Below are 17553 nucleotides of genomic sequence, written 5' to 3'. Positions count from 1 at the left end.
CCTGCTTCATCACGGAGATAGATGGCCATGAAAAACGAAGTCCCTCAACAACCCTCGCGCAAGGGCGCGGCTGTCACGCGAGGTCTGCGCCGCCGCTTGCCGTTCGTCGCGCTGCTCGCCGCGCTCGTCGCGGGCGTCGGTTTCACTCAACGGCATGTGATGGCCGACGAAGCGCACATGGTGCCGCCGCCGGCGCTCGATGAAACGGCGGCGAATGCACCGTCATCGGAAACCGTCGTGCTGGCCGGCGGCTGCTTCTGGGGCGTGCAGGGCGTGTTCCAGCACGTGAAGGGCGTGACAAGCGCGGTCTCGGGTTACACGGGCGGTGCGAAATCGGCGGCCGAGTACGAGACGGTGAGCACGGGCACGACGGGCCATGCGGAATCGGTGCGCGTGACGTTCGACCCGCATCAGATCAGCTACGGACGCATCCTGCAGATCTACTTTTCGGTGGCGCACGATCCGACCGAGCTGAACCGTCAAGGGCCGGACGTCGGCACGCAGTATCGCTCGACGATCTTTCCGACCACGCCCGACCAGGCGCGCATTGCGAAGGCGTATATCGCGCAGCTGGGCAACGCGCACGTGTTCTCGGACAAGATCGTGACGACGATCGAGCCGGATCGCACGTTCTATCCGGCGGAGCAGTATCACCAGAACTACCTGACGCTGCACCCGGATCAGCCGTATATCGCGTTTAACGATATTCCGAAGGTCGAGGATCTGAAGAAGCTGTTTCCGACGCAGTATCGGGATAAGCCGGTGTTGGTGAAGGTGGCTTCGTGAGGCTCTTGTGAGCTCTTGATGGAATGAGGCGGGCGCTCGTGCTAAAGGACGAGCGCCTGTTTCGTGCTTAATGCTCTACGACCAATTGAGTTGGGCCACGGCTTCGTCGTCGAGATTTCGCGTTCTCGGGTCCTGTCCTCGCAACTCGATCAGCCAATCCCGCCATTGCTCGTCGGAAATGTAATGCCGGGTTTCGCTGCGTGCATTCCTGACGAACTCCCCCTGCTCCTCGATCGTCAGACTTCGCCAGAACGGAGTCCATATGTGGTCGAGCCAGTATTGCTCTTCGCCCTGCGAAAGAAACAGGAACGGACCGTGTTCATACATCGCGATCCAGGGCGGAGCGGGATTGAACCGCTCCCGTTCGATCGAACGGATCAACTCCGGATCGTTGGACAGCATCTTCACGGAGACGCCCCTGAAGCGGGACTCGGTACGAAGCAGCGTAGTGGCTGCGTGCCCTTCTATTTCGCGTCGGAAACATAGCCAGTCGCCTTCCTCGCTCATTGTTCGCACGAGGTTCAGAAAACGCGGAAACTGAGCCGACTCGATGTCGTACACAAGGCCGAACGCGTTGATGCCGATGTCGCGATTCAAGACGGCGACGGGATAGGAGGGCAACCGCGCGTGTTCTAAATCTGCGGGTCCATCAGCGAAGAGCGCTCGTAGTTGATCGAACGACTGGCCGAATCTTTGTTCGAGCGCCCTGATGCCGTTGCGCTCGGCGTGCTTTGCCTCAGCTTGCTTCAGTTTGCCTGTTATCGAAAACACTGCCGGCCGCCTCCAGTCACATGTCCGGGATTTGATCGGCGATCCACGAGCCGCCGAAATATCCCACAGCTCCAAAGATGATGCCACCGATCAGACCAGTCACCACCGCGCCAGGACCCAGTTCGATGCCAACAATGGAGCCCGTCGATGCGCCAATGCGAGCAGCTGCAGCTGCGGTTGCCCAACCTCCGGCAACGCCACCACCCCAGCCACCCGCCTGCCGTATCACCTCCTTTCCAATAGGGCGCACGCTTTTCAACCTGATTGAATCATCCGCAGCCACGCCGAGGTCGTAGGCGGTAAAGCCAAGGCCGATAACCTGCACGATGCGAGCATAACGTACGATGCCGAGCGTTATGCCCAAGCTTTTCTTTGAAAAAACACCAGCTGCGGGAACGTTAGGTCGTGGTTGAACAAGTACCTCACTGTCCATCGACAGAATCTTGCGTCTGATGTACTCGGCTTTGCGCCGCTGTTCCGCATTAAGACCTGCCTTATATTGATCTATCGCCTGCACGATTTCTTCGGTGGTCACAAGCTTTGCGCCAGAGCGCTTGGCGGCAGCGATATCTACATAAACTGTCTTGCCGCTGAAGCGTTTGGCACCACCGGGGAAGTTAGTACTTGACGACGCGTACGACGTAATGGACTCGAACTTCAATACATGCTCTGCGACGGTCGCTGGAGATTCCAATGTGCCTTTGGGCCACAGTCCATATCTTTCGGGAAAAACCTGTCGCTCATTCGCGAGCGGACTCAGCTTCAATTCCTGCAAGAAGGGATCATCCACAGTGGCGTATGTGTGCCGCACGAGAAACCCGTCCCTGCCTGGTTCTTCGACAACAACAAAGAAGAACATTCGCGCGGGCATGAGTGGCCCTAGCACGTCGACGCTCGAGTCCTTTCGGGAGTTGGTGGCAATCTGATACGTGTAAGTACTCATGCATTCCACCTCGCAAGCGCTTCACCGCCCAAAGCGACATCCAGTTGCTGTTCTTTCTCCGTATAGACACGCTCACTGTAACCTTCTGAATTTGTGAGGCCTTTATATATTGCGCCAGATCGAGTACGGATGTGATAAGGAACGCCAGCCATAGGCAACCCGGCTGAGTCCACCACTCGAATACGTTCATCGAAATTCATATCGGGCGTTTTAGCGGCTTTCACGCCTTGAGGCGTCAACCCCATTTCTACAAGTTCATGCGCCTCGAAGACGTCACCTGATTTGCGTTGTGATGCGATGAGCTTAGGAGACGGATGACATCTACAGCAGCACACATCGCCTTCGAGCGCAAATTGCTTGCCGAACAAATTCGACTTCCTGCGAGGCCCCACTGGCACAATCACTCCATTTGTCCCACAGGCCGGGCAAGATACACTGGCTCCGAGAAAGCTGAACTTCGTGCCATGGTGAAACGCACAGTCGAGACCATCGACGACCGTTCCGCCAGACGTCGTCTTGTCTCCTTGCAAGATATAGAACCGCTTCATTCCCGGATTGCCCTCTTTTCTGTTTAGAAATTATTCGCTTGGCAATCTACCGGACTTCTACGTTATTACACAAAATATGCAGTGCAAAATTGTTATATAACGTCAAATTGAGATCTTTTTCAGAGTAATCTCACACTTCTTTAATACATCCTCTGACAAAGCGATGACGTTCGCGAATGCGAGCACTGAAGAAGCTGTTTCCGACGCAGTATCGGGATAAGCCGGTGTTGGTGAAGGTGGCTTCGTAGTCGGAAGCCGCTTAAAGCAAATCCGGGTCGACCTGCGAAATCATCGGCGCGATGCCGGTGAGGCGGTCGGCCTGCTCTGATACAAAGCCGGCGATCTGCCGCACCAGCCCACGTTCCTCGTCGACATAGACTTCCGACGCCGCGAGTTCGTGGGCTGCCGCCTTTGCTGCGCGCGCCATGCGCAGGCACTCGCGCGCGAGAAAAGCCGGCCTCGTACCGGTTCGGTGTGCAAAGTCTGCCATGGCAAACGCGCCCAGGTCGTGCAGACGGAACGCGTCGCCGTAGCCCATGGCCATGTCCTGCACGAAGGCATCGCCATAGGCATCGACGCAGACCAGGTCGTACATCGGTGCGGGTGTCAGGCCCGCGCCGCTCAGGAAAAATGAAACATTCTTGCCATGTGCGTCGCTGTTTCCGATCAGCAGTTGCAGAACAGCCCATCGAACCAGAAAAGTCGTCGCATTCACCGGCTCTTCGAAATAACGTCTCAGTGAGAATAGCTTTTCGTAGCTGACGCCATCGCGAATGTTTTGTACGTCAACGGAATTGCCGAGATAGCGCTCGTACTTGAATGCGGACGGCAAATCGAGTGCCTGGCAGCCATCGATGATGTGTTTGCGCCGCACGGCTGCGACGCGCACCGGGTCGTTCGGATCGTGCATCACGTCCCGGTCGAAACGCTCGATCAGCAGTATCGCAGCCGGAATGCGACGGATCGCGACGGGCGCCACCGGCAGCCCCATGCGCGCGGCGAGCGTCATGCAGAAGTGTTCGTTCGCCACCATGAACGGCGTGCGAGGGTTCAGCGATTCCGGTTTGAGAAGGTGTGTCGAACTCAGCGCTCCGTCTACCAGCGAGATCTGCTCGCCTTCGACAAGAACCTGCAGTTTGTCCTGTTGACCCGCAACCGAGAGCCGCACCTGTCCGTCCCAGACGGCAAACGGAACGGCATTTCGCCTGGCAATGCGCTCGGCCAGTTCTTCGTTTGTGATTGCCCGGCGCACGGCCTCGAGCGCCTCGGGAGGTTGTGCGGCTTGCGCGTCTGCGTCGCCTTCAGGCGTGAAAAAACTGAGTGCGCCCGCCGGCTCCTTCCCAAGCAGCCGGATCAGACCGTATGTGTTGTTCTTCGAGACGTGATAGAAGCTCGTCGCCACGTCCAGAGCGCGTCCCTCCGGAAGCAGATTTTCGAGGAAGCGATGCACGGTGCCCGGCGCGGACGCGGGTTGATCGAAGGGGATATGAGGCGATAGCGGGAATGCGCCGCGGCGCGCCCGCCAGGCCTTGTCGTAGTCGAAGCTGTACTGCGCTTCTTTTCCCTCGAACGTAACGTGCCCGACACGTTCGCCGTTCGTCGAGACATTGAGAATGTCCGCCATTACTGGGCCCCCTCCGCGGAGACATCCGGCGACTGGGCCGCGCTTTCCAGCACTGCTTCGCGCGCGATCGAGGCGTTCCGCTTCGACACGATGAGCATGTTGAGCCCAAAGCCGTCGAGGATCAGGAACAGCTTGTCCAATCCGATCGGCCGGCCGTTTTCGAGCCTCGATATCACATCCTTGGAGACGCCTAACAGGTCGGCAGCGTCGTTGATCGGCATGCCGTTTTCAGCGCGCCAGTTGCGCACGATCGCGCCGACGTCAGCAAGATTGCTCGCTAATGGATCTGCATTCGAGGTCGGGCGAGGCAGGGTCCGGGCCATTTGCTACTCCAGCATAAATTCCGCAATATCGGAATTATAGCATCAAATGGCGGAAAAACAGGCATAATTCCGAAATAACGGAAAATCGGCGGCGAGTGTCACCGCACTGCAATTCCGGAATATCGGAAAAATGCCGTTTTCGAGGGTGAAATAGTGGTTAATTCCGGAATATCGGAAATACTTCGAACATCGCGACACCGCAGTGCGATCCCTACTTCACCAACCCGTCAAACCCCTGCAACAACCGCTCGATATCCGCAGCATGGATATCGCCCATCGTCGAAATCCGGAACAATTCCGCCGACAGCCCGCCCTGCCCCGCGTAAATAACGAAGCCGCATGCCTTCAGTGCATCATGCAACCGCGGATACGACACGCCATTCGGCAGCCGGTACGCACGCAGCACAACCGACGACTCATCGGCCGGCAGCACACTCGCCATCCCACGCGCGGCGAGCCCCGCCCGCACCTGCTCGGCAAGCGCCGCATAGCGCGCATGACGCGCCGTCCACCCGCCTTCATCAGCCAGTTCGCGCAACGCTTCGACGAGCGCGTAATACGCGTGCACCGACGGCGTAAACGGCGTATTGCGCTGATCCTGCAAACGCGCCAGCCGCCCGAGGTCGAGATAGTAAGTACGGCTAGCCGCCACCTCGAGCGCATCGCGCCGCACGATCACGAAAGCCGCACCCGGCACGCCATGCAGACACTTGTTCGCCGTCGCCGCGACCGCAGCGATCGTCGAATCGGCGAAGTCGATCGCTTCGGCGCCGAAGCTGCTCACCCCATCCACGAGCAGGCGCACGCCACGTTCGCGGCATACCGCGGCAAGTGCGCGCAGATCGTTGAGCCGGCCCGTCGTCGTCTCGTGATGAATCGCCGCGACGTGCGTGATCGAACGATCGGCGTCGAGTGCGGCCGCAATCCTCGCCACGTCCGGCGCCTGCATCCACTCGTGCTTTACCACCGTCTGCGCGATCCGGTATTGCGTCGCGATCGCCGCAATGCGCTCGCCATACACGCCGTTCTCAACCACCAGCAACTTGCCGTTCTCGGGCACGAGCGCGGCCACCATGCTTTCGACCGCGGCCGTGCCGGAGCCCGTCATCAGCACCGCGGTCCATTGCGCCGGGTCAAGTGAATAGATCTGCAACAGCCGCGCGCGCGCTTCGTCCTGCAAATCGAAAAACTCGCTTTCGCGGTGGCACAGATCGGTTTGCAGCAGGCTGTTGCGCACACGTGCGCTCAGCGTCACCGGGCCGGGATTCAGCAATAACATCGACGTTCTCCTTACTATCCTGGCTGTCCCGCTTGCTATTGCGAAGCGATTGCGCCGATATGGCGCATCAGACGTGTCTTGACATCGGGCGGCGTGATCGTCGGGCGCGGCAGGCCGTCCGGCGTGCCGCGGCGAATCGCCAGCCGCACGAAACGCGGGCCATCGACATTGGCGCGCGAAGCGGCGAGCACATCGTCGAGCACGCTCAGCTGATCGGTTTCCACCGCCGATGCGTAGCCGCACGCGGCCGCGACGCCCGCGAACGACACCTGCGGCGATACCGTCGCCTGGCCGCCGGTCGAATCGTGCGCGCCGTTGTCGAGCAGCACGTGTGTGAGGTTCGCGGTACCGTACGCACCCAGCGTCGCGAACACGCCCATGCGCATCAGCGCGGCGCCGTCGCCGTCGAGCGCGACCACATGCAGATCGGGCCGCGCCAGCGCGAGGCCGAGCGCGAACGGCGTGAGGCAGCCCATCGAGCCGACCATATACAGCTGGTTTGCGCGGTCGTCGATTGCGTACAGCTCGCGGCCGCAGAAACCCGTCGACGCCAGCACGACCGTCGATTCGAGCGGCGCATGCGCGATCACGCGCTGCAGCGCTTCGTTGCGCGTCGGCAGCGCGTCGGGCGCAACGCCGCTCACCTGCGTCACCGCCGCTTTCGCCGCACCGCGCGGCGCCGTGTTGGCCGCCTTCAGTTCATAGGGCTTGACGCTGCCCTTCTGCATCACGAGCGCATACGGCCGGCCCGTTTCGTCCATATGCTTCGTCGCGCGGTCGAGCGCGGGACCGATTGCTTCGGCTTCCGTAGGAAACGTCTCCCACGGAATTTCCATCGTGTCGAGCATCGCCGGCGTGATCGGGCCCATCAGCGCATGTTGCGGTTCGTCGGCAACGCCGGGCTGGCCGCGCCACGTGACGATCAGCAATTGCGGCAGCCGGAACGTCCACGTCAGCGACGTGAGCGGGCTGACCGCATTGCCGAGCCCCGAGTTCTGCATCATCGTGACGCCGCGCTTGCCGCCGAGCGTCACGCCCGCGACGAACGCGACTGCATCGCCCTCGTTCGCCGCCGACACGTAATGCAGATTCGGATCCTGCAGCACGTAGTTGATAAACGGCGTCAGATACGAACACGGCACGCCCGCATACCAGTCGAAGCCGCGCTCGCGCGCCGCTTCGACGAACTGTGCTGCTTCGATCATCGTGCGCCCTCGTCCGCGCCGCCGCCTTGTGCGAGCGGCGTTTGCGCATGCGCGAAATCGCCGGCGCGGCGGAAGTCTTCAAGATCGTTGACACCGCGCCAGTGGCCGTGCACGTATTGCACCTCAACCTCTTCGCCTGCTTCGATCAGCGCGTTGAGCAGCGCCGGCATATCGAGCGACGCAAAGTCCGCGCGCGTGCGCAGTTGCGCGACCACTTCCTTCAGACGCGCGAGGCCCGCGCCGCGCACGTTCATGAGCCCGACCCAGCGGCCTTGCGGCGCCTTCGACGTGACGCCGGCCGGCGCGTCGTTTTCATCGCTCGACACGCGGCGCAGCGTGACCTTGTTGCCGAACAGGTCGCGGTCGTCGGACGCCGTGCACCATGCGAAGTCGCGCACGCTCTGGTTGGCCGCATGTGTTTCCGACGCATCCGACGAATCGACGACGACGCAGAACGCCGCTTCGCTTTCGACGAGGTCGCGCACGATATAGCTGCGGAACAGCAGGTCGCCGTACGAAATCACGGTGTCGCCTTGCAGCTTGTCGAGCGCGCACGCGAGCGACGACAGTTCGCCCGTCGTTTCATGCTGCTCGTTGACGACGAGCTTGATGCCGGCCGTGTCGATCGCATCGGCGCGATAGCCGCCGACCACGGTGATGTCGTTCACGCCCTGCTTCTTGAACGCATCGACCAGCCAGCGCAACAGCGGCTTGCCCGCGATCGGCAGCATCACCTTCGGACGATCGGCGGTCACCGCTTCGAGACCCTTGCCGCGGCTCGCCGCGAGCACGACTGCGGAACCCGATGCGCGCGAGGCCGACAGGTAGCGGTCTTCCGCTTCCGAGTATTCGTCCGCGTCCTGCAGGCGGAAAATCTCGTTGACGGTCGCGACGCGATCTTCCACGTTCACGAGCGTCTGGTTCTCGTAGATGTCCTTGACCACGGCCTGCATCGCCGACACTGCCGCGCGCAGCTGATGGTTCGCCCAGATCACCGCGCTGATGCCTGCCTTGCGGAACACGTCGGTCGGCGTGCTGTAGTACTTGGTCGGCACGATCACGATCGGCGAGCGGCCGGCCCATTCACGCGCGAATTCGAGAATCTCGTCGGGCTTCGACAGCTTGCTGTGCATCAGGATCGCGTCGGCGCCCGCGCGCCGGTACGCTTCCGCGCGGCGCAGCGCTTCTTCCATGCCCCAGCCTGCAATCAGCGCCTCGACGCGCGCGACAATCGAGAAGTTCTCGTCGAGTTGCGAATCCTTGCCAGCCTTGATCTTGCCGCAGAACTCGTCAACGTCCGCGAGCGGCTGACGCTCGCCGTTGATAAAGCTGTTCGTCTTCGGAAACTGCTTGTCTTCGATGCAGACGCCGGCGATGCCGCGCTGCTCGAGCTTGCGCACGAGGCGGCGCACGTTGTTGAAGTTGCCGTAACCGGTATCGCCGTCGAGCAGAATCGGCAGATCGCTCGCGTCGGCCATGAATTCAAGCTGATCGACCACCTGGGTCCAGCTCGCCTCATTGTTGTCGCGCACGCCGAATTGCGCGGAAATCGTCAGGCCCGAGCCCCAGATCGCCTTGAAGCCCGCTTCGCGCACGATGCGCGCCGACAGGCCGTTATGCGCTTCCATCAGGAATTCGAGTTCGTTACTGACCAGCATCTGACGCAGCCGGGCGCTGCGTGAATTGACCGAAGTAGCGGAAAAAGAAGGTTCGCGTGCATTCATGTTGTGGCTCCTGCGGGCCGCTGCAATGGCGGCAAGACGTCGACGGCCGCTCGCGCGGCGTCGCTGGGAAAATCGATCGTTATCGAGCTTGCGAACGCAAGCCTAAGCGTGCGGAAACACTGGGCGCGAGTGCGCTCTTCCGCCCCTAGGGAAATATCGAATTGATCAATGCGGTTGTTATTCAAATCAGTTTTGGGCCGCCCGCGTTTCACGGGTCTCATCTGGCTGACCAAAAGTGGCGACTATATCGGAAATAAAACGCTCACGCCGCATTGGTGCGCCATTTATGGCAATTGGTGGAATTAGTTTGAAAAATGTGTGATTTACGGCGGTCAGGCGAAACGCTCCGTGTAACGCAATCAGGCTGGCCCGACTTCGATACGCGTCGCGCCACGGCAAACTCGCCACGCATCGATTGATCAGATGAAAGTCGGCGCAAACCCTTGCCACATAAGGGTTTCCCCTGCTGCGCAGGGTCCGCCGCGCATCCGTTAACGCCGCTTAGGCGTCGCGAAGTTTCGCTTCGCGTTTCATCGTGAAAACGGGCTTTCAACCTTATTTCACAATCTCCGTTTTTAACCTCGCACGGCCACCGCGCTTGCCATTCACTCCGTTTTATCCAGACATCGGGACACAGACCATGACGCTCAACAAGAAACTCGGCTCGATGATTGCCGTGCTGTGGATCGGCCTGATCCTGATCGGCGCGTTCGGCGCCTGGCAGAACCGCGCATCGATGATCGCGGAGCGCCGCGCGCAACTGATGACGCTCGGCCAGGAAGCCAACTCGATCGTCAACCACTTCTATACGCTGTCGCAGCAGCATGCGATCAGCGAGGCCGAAGCGAAGAAGCAGGCGCTTGCCGCGATGACCGCGCTGCGTTACGGCACGGATGGCTACTTTTCGATCAACGACTCGCAGCCGGTCATGATCATGCATCCGATCAAGCCCGAACTGAACGGCAAGAATCTGGCGGGGTTCGCGGACCCCGAAGGCACGCATCTGTTCGTCAATATCGTCAAGGCCGGCAATCACGACGGCGGCGGTTTCGTCGATTACTTGTGGTCTAAGCCCGGCAGCGAAAAGCCGGTGCCGAAGACGAGCTTTTCGTTGCGCTTCGCGCCGTGGGACTGGTACCTCGTCACCGGCATGTATATGGACGACGTGCGCAGCGCATTTATCGGCAACCTCGTGCGCTGGCTCGCCATCACGTTCGCGCTCGGCGCGCTCGCCACGATCGTGATGGTGCTCGTGCTGCGCAGCGTGCGGCGCACGCTCGGCGGCGATCTCGAAGTGGCCGTCGCGGCCGCGCAGCAGATGGCAAGCGGCGACCTCGCGACCGCGGTGCCCATCTCCGCCGGCGACCATACGAGCCTGCTGCATGCTTTGCATGCGATGCAGCAGGGGCTCGTCGCGACGGTCTCGCGCGTGCGCATCGGCACCGAAAATATCGATGTGGGCGCAACCGAAATCGCCGCCGGCAACACCGACCTGTCGCAACGCACCGAAGAACAGGCAGCGGCGCTCGTGCAAACGGCATCGAGCATGGATCAGATGACGCACAACGTGAAGCACAACGCGGACAGCGCCGCGCAAGCGGCCCAACTCGCGAGCCAGGCGGCCGATGTCGCTTCGCGTGGCAGTCAGGTGGTCGGCGATGTCGTGCGCACGATGGGCGACATCACGAACAGCTCGCGGCAGATCGGCGACATCATCGGCGTGATCGACGGCATTGCGTTTCAGACCAACATCCTCGCGCTGAACGCCGCCGTCGAAGCGGCGCGCGCGGGCGAACAGGGCCGCGGCTTCGCGGTCGTCGCGGCCGAAGTGCGCAGCCTCGCGCAGCGTTCGGCCACCGCGGCCAAGGAAATCAAGGCGCTGATCGAAACGTCGACGGGCAGCGTCGACGCGGGCGCCGAACTCGTCGCGAGCGCGGGCTCGACGATGGGCGAGATCGTGCAGTCGGTGCGGCGCGTCAACGAGATTCTCGAAGAAATCAGCCGCGCGTCGCGCGAACAGAGCGCCGGCATCGAGCAGGTGAATCGCGCGGTCGGCGAGATGGATCAGGTCACGCAGCAGAACGCGGCGCTTGTCGAAGAAGCGGCCGCGGCTGCGCATTCGCTGAAAGACCAGGTGAGCGGGCTGCGCGACGCGATCTCGACTTTCACCCTGCCGGCGCGAGCATAAAACGCGCAAAACCACGTTGCGCAACGCCGCCACTTGTCCTGGCAAGTACGCCTGAACAGGTCGCCGCAACGCGGCCGCCCCCTTTGCGTAACCTTCTTTGACATTTCCGCGCCCGCCCTGCGTCGGCTTCACAAATCTTGACAGTCAATTTCCCCGAGCGTGACTAAACTCCGCGCTCGGGAGCGGACCGGCCGCCTTTTTTTATCGCGCGGCATCGGTCTCGCGCGCTCCCGTTTGTTGAAACTTCCCAGGGAGCACCCTTCATGTCTTTATCCAAACGTCTTGTCGCCGAACTGTTCGGCACTTTCTGGCTCGTTCTCGGCGGCTGCGGCAGCGCGGTCCTCGCCGCGAGCTTCGCCGGTCCCGAACACGGGCTCGGCATCGGCTTCGTCGGCGTCTCGCTCGCGTTCGGCCTGACCGTGCTGACGATGGCCTACGCCATCGGCCACGTGTCCGGCTGCCATCTGAACCCGGCCGTCAGCATCGGCCTCGCAGCCGCCGGGCGCTTTCCGGTGCGCGACGTCGTGCCGTATATCGTCGTGCAACTCGCGGGCGCGATTCTCGGCGCCTTTGTGCTGTCGCTGATCGCGTCGGGCAAACCCGGCTTCGATCTCGTGGCGGGCGGCTTTGCCAGCAACGGTTACGGCGAACGCTCGCCGGGCCATTACACGATGGCCGCCGCGTTTATTTGCGAAGCGGTGATGACGGGCTTCTTCCTGTTCGTGATTCTCGGAGCCACCGATAAGCGCGCACCGGCCGGCTTTGCGCCGATCGCAATCGGCCTGTGCCTGACGCTGATCCACCTGATCTCGATTCCGGTGACCAACACGTCGGTGAATCCGGCGCGTTCGACGGGCCCCGCGCTCTTCGCCGGCGGCGCAGCGGTCGACCAGCTGTGGCTGTTCTGGGTCGCGCCGATCGTCGGCGCGCTGGTCGCCGGCATCGTGTATCCGCTTGTCGCGGGTTGCGCGAAGAGCAGCGAAGTGCGTGCCTCGGGCGCCACCGCGTAAGCGGCAGACGCATCACGCAAAGCATCAGGTAGCACTTCAGGTAGAACTTCAGGCAGCACTTCAGGCAGCCCATCACGCGGCGCGTCGGGTCGAGCGGGTTGGTATTCCCGCAACGCCCGCCGCGCCGCGCTCGCTTTCACATTACGTTTTAATTACAATCGGTGCGGCGCCGCGCTACAGCCAACAGCCGGCCGCGCAACGTGTTCGAGCGGCTGCGTCACGTGCTTATCCTCGTCCGCAACCATGGTCCTGAAAAAGAAAGCGCAATCCAGAGCCGCCTATACGAGTCACGCGAAGCATCCGATGCTTGCGGCGCGTTTGCCGGCGTGGCGCTCGAAGCTCATCGTGTTTATCGCGTTCGCCGCCTTCGCGTCGCTGATCGGGCGCGCGTGCTGGGTACAGGTCGTCAATCGCGACTTCTATGTCGAACAAGGTCAGAAGCGCTATCAGCGCACCATCGAGCTCGATGCAACGCGCGGGCGCATCGTCGACCGTCATGGCGCGCTGCTCGCCGTCAGTCTCGCTACCTATGAAATCTGGGCCTCGCCGAACCTGATCGACGCCGATGCGCTCGCACCGCTCGCCGCATTGCTCGACCTGCCGATCGCCGAACTGCGTCGGCGTGTGGCCGGCGACAAGTCGTTCGTACTGCTCAAGCGCCAGGTCGACGCGGATACCGCCGCGAAAATCGGCAAGCTCGGCTTGACCGGCATCACGCAAATCGCCGACACGAAGCGTTTCTATCCGGAAGGCGAGTCGGCCGCGCACGTAGTCGGCTTCACCGATATCGAAGACAACGGCCAGGAAGGCATCGAACTCGCGGTGAACGAAGCGTTGATCGGCGCGCCGGGCCGCCGCGATGTGATCCGCGATCGCCTGGGCCGCGTCGTCTACGAAACGCGGCCGCTGCAGCCGGCGCGCAACGGCGCGACGGTTCAGCTCACCATCGACCGCCGCATCCAGCAGCTCGCGTATGCGCAACTGAAAGCCGCGATTGCAAAGCATCGCGCTGAAGCGGGCAGCGTCGTCGTGCTTGATGCGGACAGCGGCGAGATCCTCGCGCTCGCGAACTATCCGAGCTTCGATCCCAACGACCGCGCGCGCCTGACCGGGCGGCAACTGCGCAACCGCGCGGTCGTCGATACGTTCGAGCCGGGCTCGACGATCAAGCCGGTGGTCGTCGCGTTATCGCTCGATCAGGGCAAAGTTAGCCCGCGCACGATGATCGACACCGCGCCGGGTTCGTACCGGATCGGTCCGAACGTGATTCACGACACGTCCGATCATGGTCGAATGACGGTCGCCGAAGCGTTGCAAAAATCGAGCAATATCGCGCTTGCGAAGCTCGCGCTGAATCTCCCGGCGCAAACGATCTGGACCACGTATCAGCAATACGGACTCGGCCAGGCACCGCAGCTGACGTTTCCCGGCGTTGCGTCCGGCAAGGTGCGGCCGTACGAGCGCTGGCGTCCGATCGAGCAGGCGACGATGGCGTACGGCTACGGGCTGTCCGCGTCGTTGCTGCAACTCGCGCAGATATACACGGTGTATGCGGGCGACGGTACCTTGCGCACGGCACATCTGCTGCGCAACACGCCGTTCGACGTGCCCGAACGGCGCGTGACGACACCGGCAACCGCCGCGGCCATCCGCACCATGCTCGAAATGGCAACCGGACCCGGCGGCACGGGCCAGGCCGCGTCGATCGAAGGCTATCGGGTCGGCGGCAAGACGGGCACCGCGCGCAAGCAGATCGGCGCGACCTATGCGGCGAACCGCTATCGCGCGCTCTTTGTCGGCATGGCGCCGATGAGCGATCCACGTTTGATCGTCGCGGTGATGATCGACGATCCGGCCGGCCGTGCGTTCTATGGCGGCACGGTCGCCGGGCCGGTTTTTTCGGCAGTGGCGGGCGGGGCGTTGCAGTTGCTTGGCGTGCCGCCGGACGCGTGAGCGAAAGCGAACGAAGCTGGCCGGCTCAAACCGGTGAGTCACGCAGGACGAAGCAGACGGCCACAGACGGCTGAAGACGGCCGCACAATTACGTGTGCGCCGCCGGCTGATACGACATCATGTACTTGTCCAATGTCGTGTACTGGTACACGATCGGGCTGCCGCGCTCGCCGAGCGACGAACCGCGATCCAGTTTGCCTTTCTCCGCCAGCACGCTCACCGTGACCTTTCCGTTCAGGTCCTTCGACACGATCGCTTCGGCGGTACCGACCGTGCGCAAGCTGGGTTCGTGCTCGTAGTAGTTGAAGGTCATCATGTGCCAGTTTTTTCCACCACTGCCCCCAACAGCAACGCGCGGCACATTGAGATTCGAGTCCGGAACCGTTTCCGGGGCGCCCGCCACCGCACCGAGCACCGATGCAGATCCGACGAGCGAACTCACATTCGCGAGATGTCGTCCGCTGTAGATCAGCGCGGAAAATCTGTACTGCCGCCCGACGGTGATCAGATCGTCGTTGTTCCCATGCCAACGATATTTGATCTGCTCGCGAGGCCCGATCTTCACGTGCGCATCGACGATGCTCTGCGCACCTTCGCGAGCCGTCAGCCACTTCGATGACGGGTCTGATGAGCCGGCATGGTATGCATAGAGCGACGTTCCGTCGGACCCAAACAACATCGTGCAGCCGTTCATCGCCCCGCCGGTCACGATCACCGTCGCTCCGGCTCGCACATTGGCGAACGGCAGTTTGATCGCTCCTACACCATCGCGCCCGTTGCCGAGTTCGATAATTTCCGCACCCTGCAAATGCGTAGCGGGCCCACGGCCCCAAAAAGCACCCGCGTGGATTTTCGATTCCGAACTCAGCGATGTGGCTTGCGTGCCGTCGCCAACAGCCAGCACGGCGCGCCGCTGTTCGTAATCCGTGCCCCGGATGCCGGCAAGGCCATCCATGTCTTTCACGTCCCGATCGTTACGATAGAAGAAGAACTGCGAATTGAAACGCTCCACCCTCGCGTGGTCCTCCAGAGCCGACCCGGCCACCGTCACGCTGATCGGACCTCGACCCTCAACCCGCTTGAATTCGCTGCCGGGACCCGACGTCGATCGCGGCAACGGCAAGCATGACGAGTAGCAACCGGGCTTGCCTGTCCGCTCCACTGTGCTGTTTTCGCCTTTGGAGCGCTTGCCACCCGTGATGTCTTTCTGCTTCGTCGTGCTTTTTCCTTTCGAAGCGCCTTTGCCTCTGTCCGGGCTTGTCTCTCCAGCGGAGTCCTTATCTTTCGCCTTGCCGTCATCATTCGTGACCGGTCTGTCCTGCTTGATATCGTCTTCGTCTGCAACGATCGCCGCGTCCGTTTCGTCAATCCGCGCGGTCGGTTGTTCCGCATGCTTGCTGACTCCGGCGCCATCGGATCCCACAGTCGCCCCGCTGCCTGTCTCAGGCGGAAGTTTCGGCGGCGTCGTCGGACTTAACGGGTAGCCGACCCTGCCATCCGGCAGCACTGTCGGCGGCTTGAATGCGGGCTTGTGGATAATCGGCAGCGTTCGCGAGTAAATGGGCGAAGTCTCGTGTTCATTCCGCCCGAACGGAATGTTGAACAACGGAAAATCGAATAGCGAATGATCCGGTCCGACGGATGTCCCTGCAGCGGGGACTACCGTGGCGGGTTCGGGCGTCACGGGCTCGGGCGTCACGTGCGGCACACGCTCACGCGCTTTCCCGGCAGTCTGGTCACCCTCGCCGCCCGCGACGGACGTCCCCTCCCTGGACTTCACAAACTTCATTGACCCGAGCAAATCGTCACTGAGCTGGCCCTGATCGGGCATACGACCGTCAATCGCCGCGTTGAGCCCATCGAGCGCCGTTCCCACAACATGCATCATGCTGCCTTCGGGCGTGAGCGACACAAAGGCATCGACCATCCCGGCGTAGCGGTAGACCTTTTCCTCTTCGTCGGCAGTGAGCGCCTGCCCTTGAGTTGCCTTCTTGACCAGGTCCCTCGCGCTCGCAACAAATGATGCGAATGGCGACTTGGCCGCCTTTGCGGTGGTGTCGAGCACTTCTCTTAGCGAATAGTCCGTTTTGATCCTCACACCGCCCACATACCGCACGTTGGAAGGCCCATAGCTCTCCGGCTTCTGCGTCTCGGTCGGCGGCGCATCCGGTTCAGGTTCGGGGTCGGCGACGCGCGCATGCGCGACCGGATCGCCGGCGCGCGTACCGTCCTCGCGCAAGAACGCAAGACGGTCGAGCAGCGCATCGTGGAATTTAAGTGCCTCGCCCTCTTCGATCGACAATTCGCCGCCGCGATCGTGCCGGTCGGCGATCTGGCGAACCCGCTCGTCAAACAGCAGAAACCGGTTTGCCAGCGGGGACGCCTCCGGATACCGCGCCATTTCGACGTCGATATTTGCGCGGCGAGCGGGGCTGCCGGCACCGGTTGCCCCGGCTGTGGGCTCGCGCGACGTGCCCACGCGAGCCGGGCTTCCGGAGCCGCTCGACGCATTGCCACCACGTTTGTCTCGCCTGTCGATCAGAGGGTGCGCGGGCGGCACAGGCACACGCACAGGTACGGGTGGAGGGGGATTGGAAATGCAGATGACCGAATAAGGAGACCTTCCCTTCACATCCATTGACATTCTCCAGAGAAACGCAAGGCGAATCGCACATGTTTTTACAGACGATACGACTTGCGGCTACATGGAATGTGATGGCATGTCCGTACATACACGGCGGCGAATCGTGCCGGCGCCTCGCGGCGCGTCACGGCACGGCACGTGGCAATGGCGGACAAAAAAATGCCGCCCGAACTTCAGGCGGCTCAACAGGGGATGGTTCAATACTCCCCGTAAAGAATTAAACGAGACTTAAAACGCTGAGCCGATCGCGGAAACACATCTCGCACCAGGCTCAGGCGCCCCGCCAGCCATTCAACACGGGACGCACGATCGCCGGCGGAAACACATTCCACGAACCGTCGTCATGGCGAAAGAAGAAGAATGACAGCGGACCATCAGGCCGCTCGGCCTCGACACGTACGCAACGGCGCCCCGCACCCACCGGGCGCGAGCAACGCATGACGCGCGCGGGCGCCGCGAGGGTCGGCGCCAACCATTTGTCGACGGCCCAGTGCAATGTCTTTTCAGTCCTGTTCATGATGGTCTCCTTCGCTTGCCAATCGCATACGGTTTGCT

The 17553-nt window shown here is 61.9% G+C and carries 14 protein-coding genes; 4 read left to right on the top strand and 10 right to left on the bottom strand.

Annotated features, from left to right (window positions below):
* The first annotated feature begins 27 nt into the window (after positions 1-27).
* Positions 28-786 (top strand): peptide-methionine (S)-S-oxide reductase MsrA, encoded by a 759-nt coding sequence (gene msrA, locus KZJ38_RS30075; protein ID WP_219800721.1) that lies wholly within the window; start codon positions 28-30, stop codon positions 784-786.
* Between the two features lie 75 nt (positions 787-861).
* On the opposite strand, the gene KZJ38_RS30070 is transcribed toward msrA, so the two are convergent.
* From KZJ38_RS30070 to aepX, 8 genes are all read right to left on the bottom strand, one after another.
* Entirely contained in the window at positions 862-1557 is a 696-nt protein-coding gene (locus KZJ38_RS30070; RefSeq protein WP_219800720.1) for a hypothetical protein, read from the bottom strand.
* A gap of 16 nt (positions 1558-1573) precedes the next feature.
* Positions 1574-2500 (bottom strand): glycine zipper family protein, encoded by a 927-nt coding sequence (locus KZJ38_RS30065; RefSeq protein WP_219800719.1) that lies wholly within the window; start codon positions 2498-2500, stop codon positions 1574-1576.
* On the bottom strand, positions 2497-3048 hold the full coding sequence (locus KZJ38_RS36780) for a PAAR domain-containing protein (protein ID WP_246641836.1): 552 nt from the start codon (positions 3046-3048) through the stop codon (positions 2497-2499). The genes KZJ38_RS30065 and KZJ38_RS36780 overlap by 4 nt, the downstream gene beginning before the upstream one ends.
* A gap of 259 nt (positions 3049-3307) precedes the next feature.
* Positions 3308-4672: a HipA domain-containing protein gene (locus tag KZJ38_RS30055; RefSeq protein WP_219800718.1), complete on the bottom strand. Its 1365-nt coding sequence runs from the start codon at positions 4670-4672 to the stop codon at positions 3308-3310.
* Entirely contained in the window at positions 4672-4995 is a 324-nt protein-coding gene (locus tag KZJ38_RS30050; RefSeq protein WP_219800717.1) for a helix-turn-helix domain-containing protein, read from the bottom strand. Before KZJ38_RS30050 ends, KZJ38_RS30055 begins: the two co-directional genes overlap by 1 nt.
* 211 nt (positions 4996-5206) lie before the next feature.
* Positions 5207-6274: a 2-aminoethylphosphonate aminotransferase gene (locus tag KZJ38_RS30045; RefSeq protein WP_219800716.1), complete on the bottom strand. Its 1068-nt coding sequence runs from the start codon at positions 6272-6274 to the stop codon at positions 5207-5209.
* 35 nt (positions 6275-6309) lie between these two features.
* On the bottom strand, positions 6310-7479 hold the full coding sequence (gene aepY / locus KZJ38_RS30040; protein ID WP_219800715.1) for a phosphonopyruvate decarboxylase: 1170 nt from the start codon (positions 7477-7479) through the stop codon (positions 6310-6312).
* On the bottom strand, positions 7476-9203 hold the full coding sequence (aepX, locus tag KZJ38_RS30035; RefSeq protein WP_219800714.1) for a phosphoenolpyruvate mutase: 1728 nt from the start codon (positions 9201-9203) through the stop codon (positions 7476-7478). The genes aepY and aepX overlap by 4 nt, the downstream gene beginning before the upstream one ends.
* A gap of 640 nt (positions 9204-9843) precedes the next feature.
* Here aepX and KZJ38_RS30030 point away from each other — a divergent pair.
* The 3 genes from KZJ38_RS30030 (at position 9844) to KZJ38_RS30020 (ending at position 14354) form a co-directional block, all read left to right on the top strand.
* The gene (locus tag KZJ38_RS30030) at positions 9844-11391 is read left to right on the top strand and encodes a methyl-accepting chemotaxis protein (protein WP_219800713.1); all 1548 of its coding nucleotides are present in this window, start codon (positions 9844-9846) and stop codon (positions 11389-11391) included.
* 263 nt (positions 11392-11654) lie between these two features.
* A complete protein-coding gene (gene aqpZ / locus KZJ38_RS30025) occupies positions 11655-12401 on the top strand; it encodes an aquaporin Z (RefSeq protein ID WP_219800712.1) in 747 nt (248 codons plus the stop codon).
* A 243-nt stretch (positions 12402-12644) separates the two neighbouring features.
* On the top strand, positions 12645-14354 hold the full coding sequence (locus tag KZJ38_RS30020) for a peptidoglycan D,D-transpeptidase FtsI family protein (protein ID WP_219800711.1): 1710 nt from the start codon (positions 12645-12647) through the stop codon (positions 14352-14354).
* Between the two features lie 88 nt (positions 14355-14442).
* Here the strand turns inward: KZJ38_RS30020 and KZJ38_RS30015 are convergent, their stop codons facing one another.
* A complete protein-coding gene (locus tag KZJ38_RS30015; RefSeq protein ID WP_219800710.1) occupies positions 14443-16833 on the bottom strand; it encodes a cytotoxic necrotizing factor Rho-activating domain-containing protein in 2391 nt (796 codons plus the stop codon).
* Positions 16834-17269: 436 nt separating this feature from the next.
* Positions 17270-17515, bottom strand: a complete 246-nt coding sequence (locus KZJ38_RS30010; protein WP_219800709.1) for a hypothetical protein — start codon at positions 17513-17515, stop codon at positions 17270-17272.
* Positions 17516-17553 lie beyond the last annotated feature (38 nt).

The organism is Paraburkholderia edwinii, assembly GCF_019428685.1.
Classification (GTDB): Bacteria; Pseudomonadota; Gammaproteobacteria; order Burkholderiales; family Burkholderiaceae; genus Paraburkholderia; species Paraburkholderia edwinii.
Note: the sequence above shows the minus strand (reverse complement) of the source record. Positions and strands in the feature narration are given on the sequence as shown.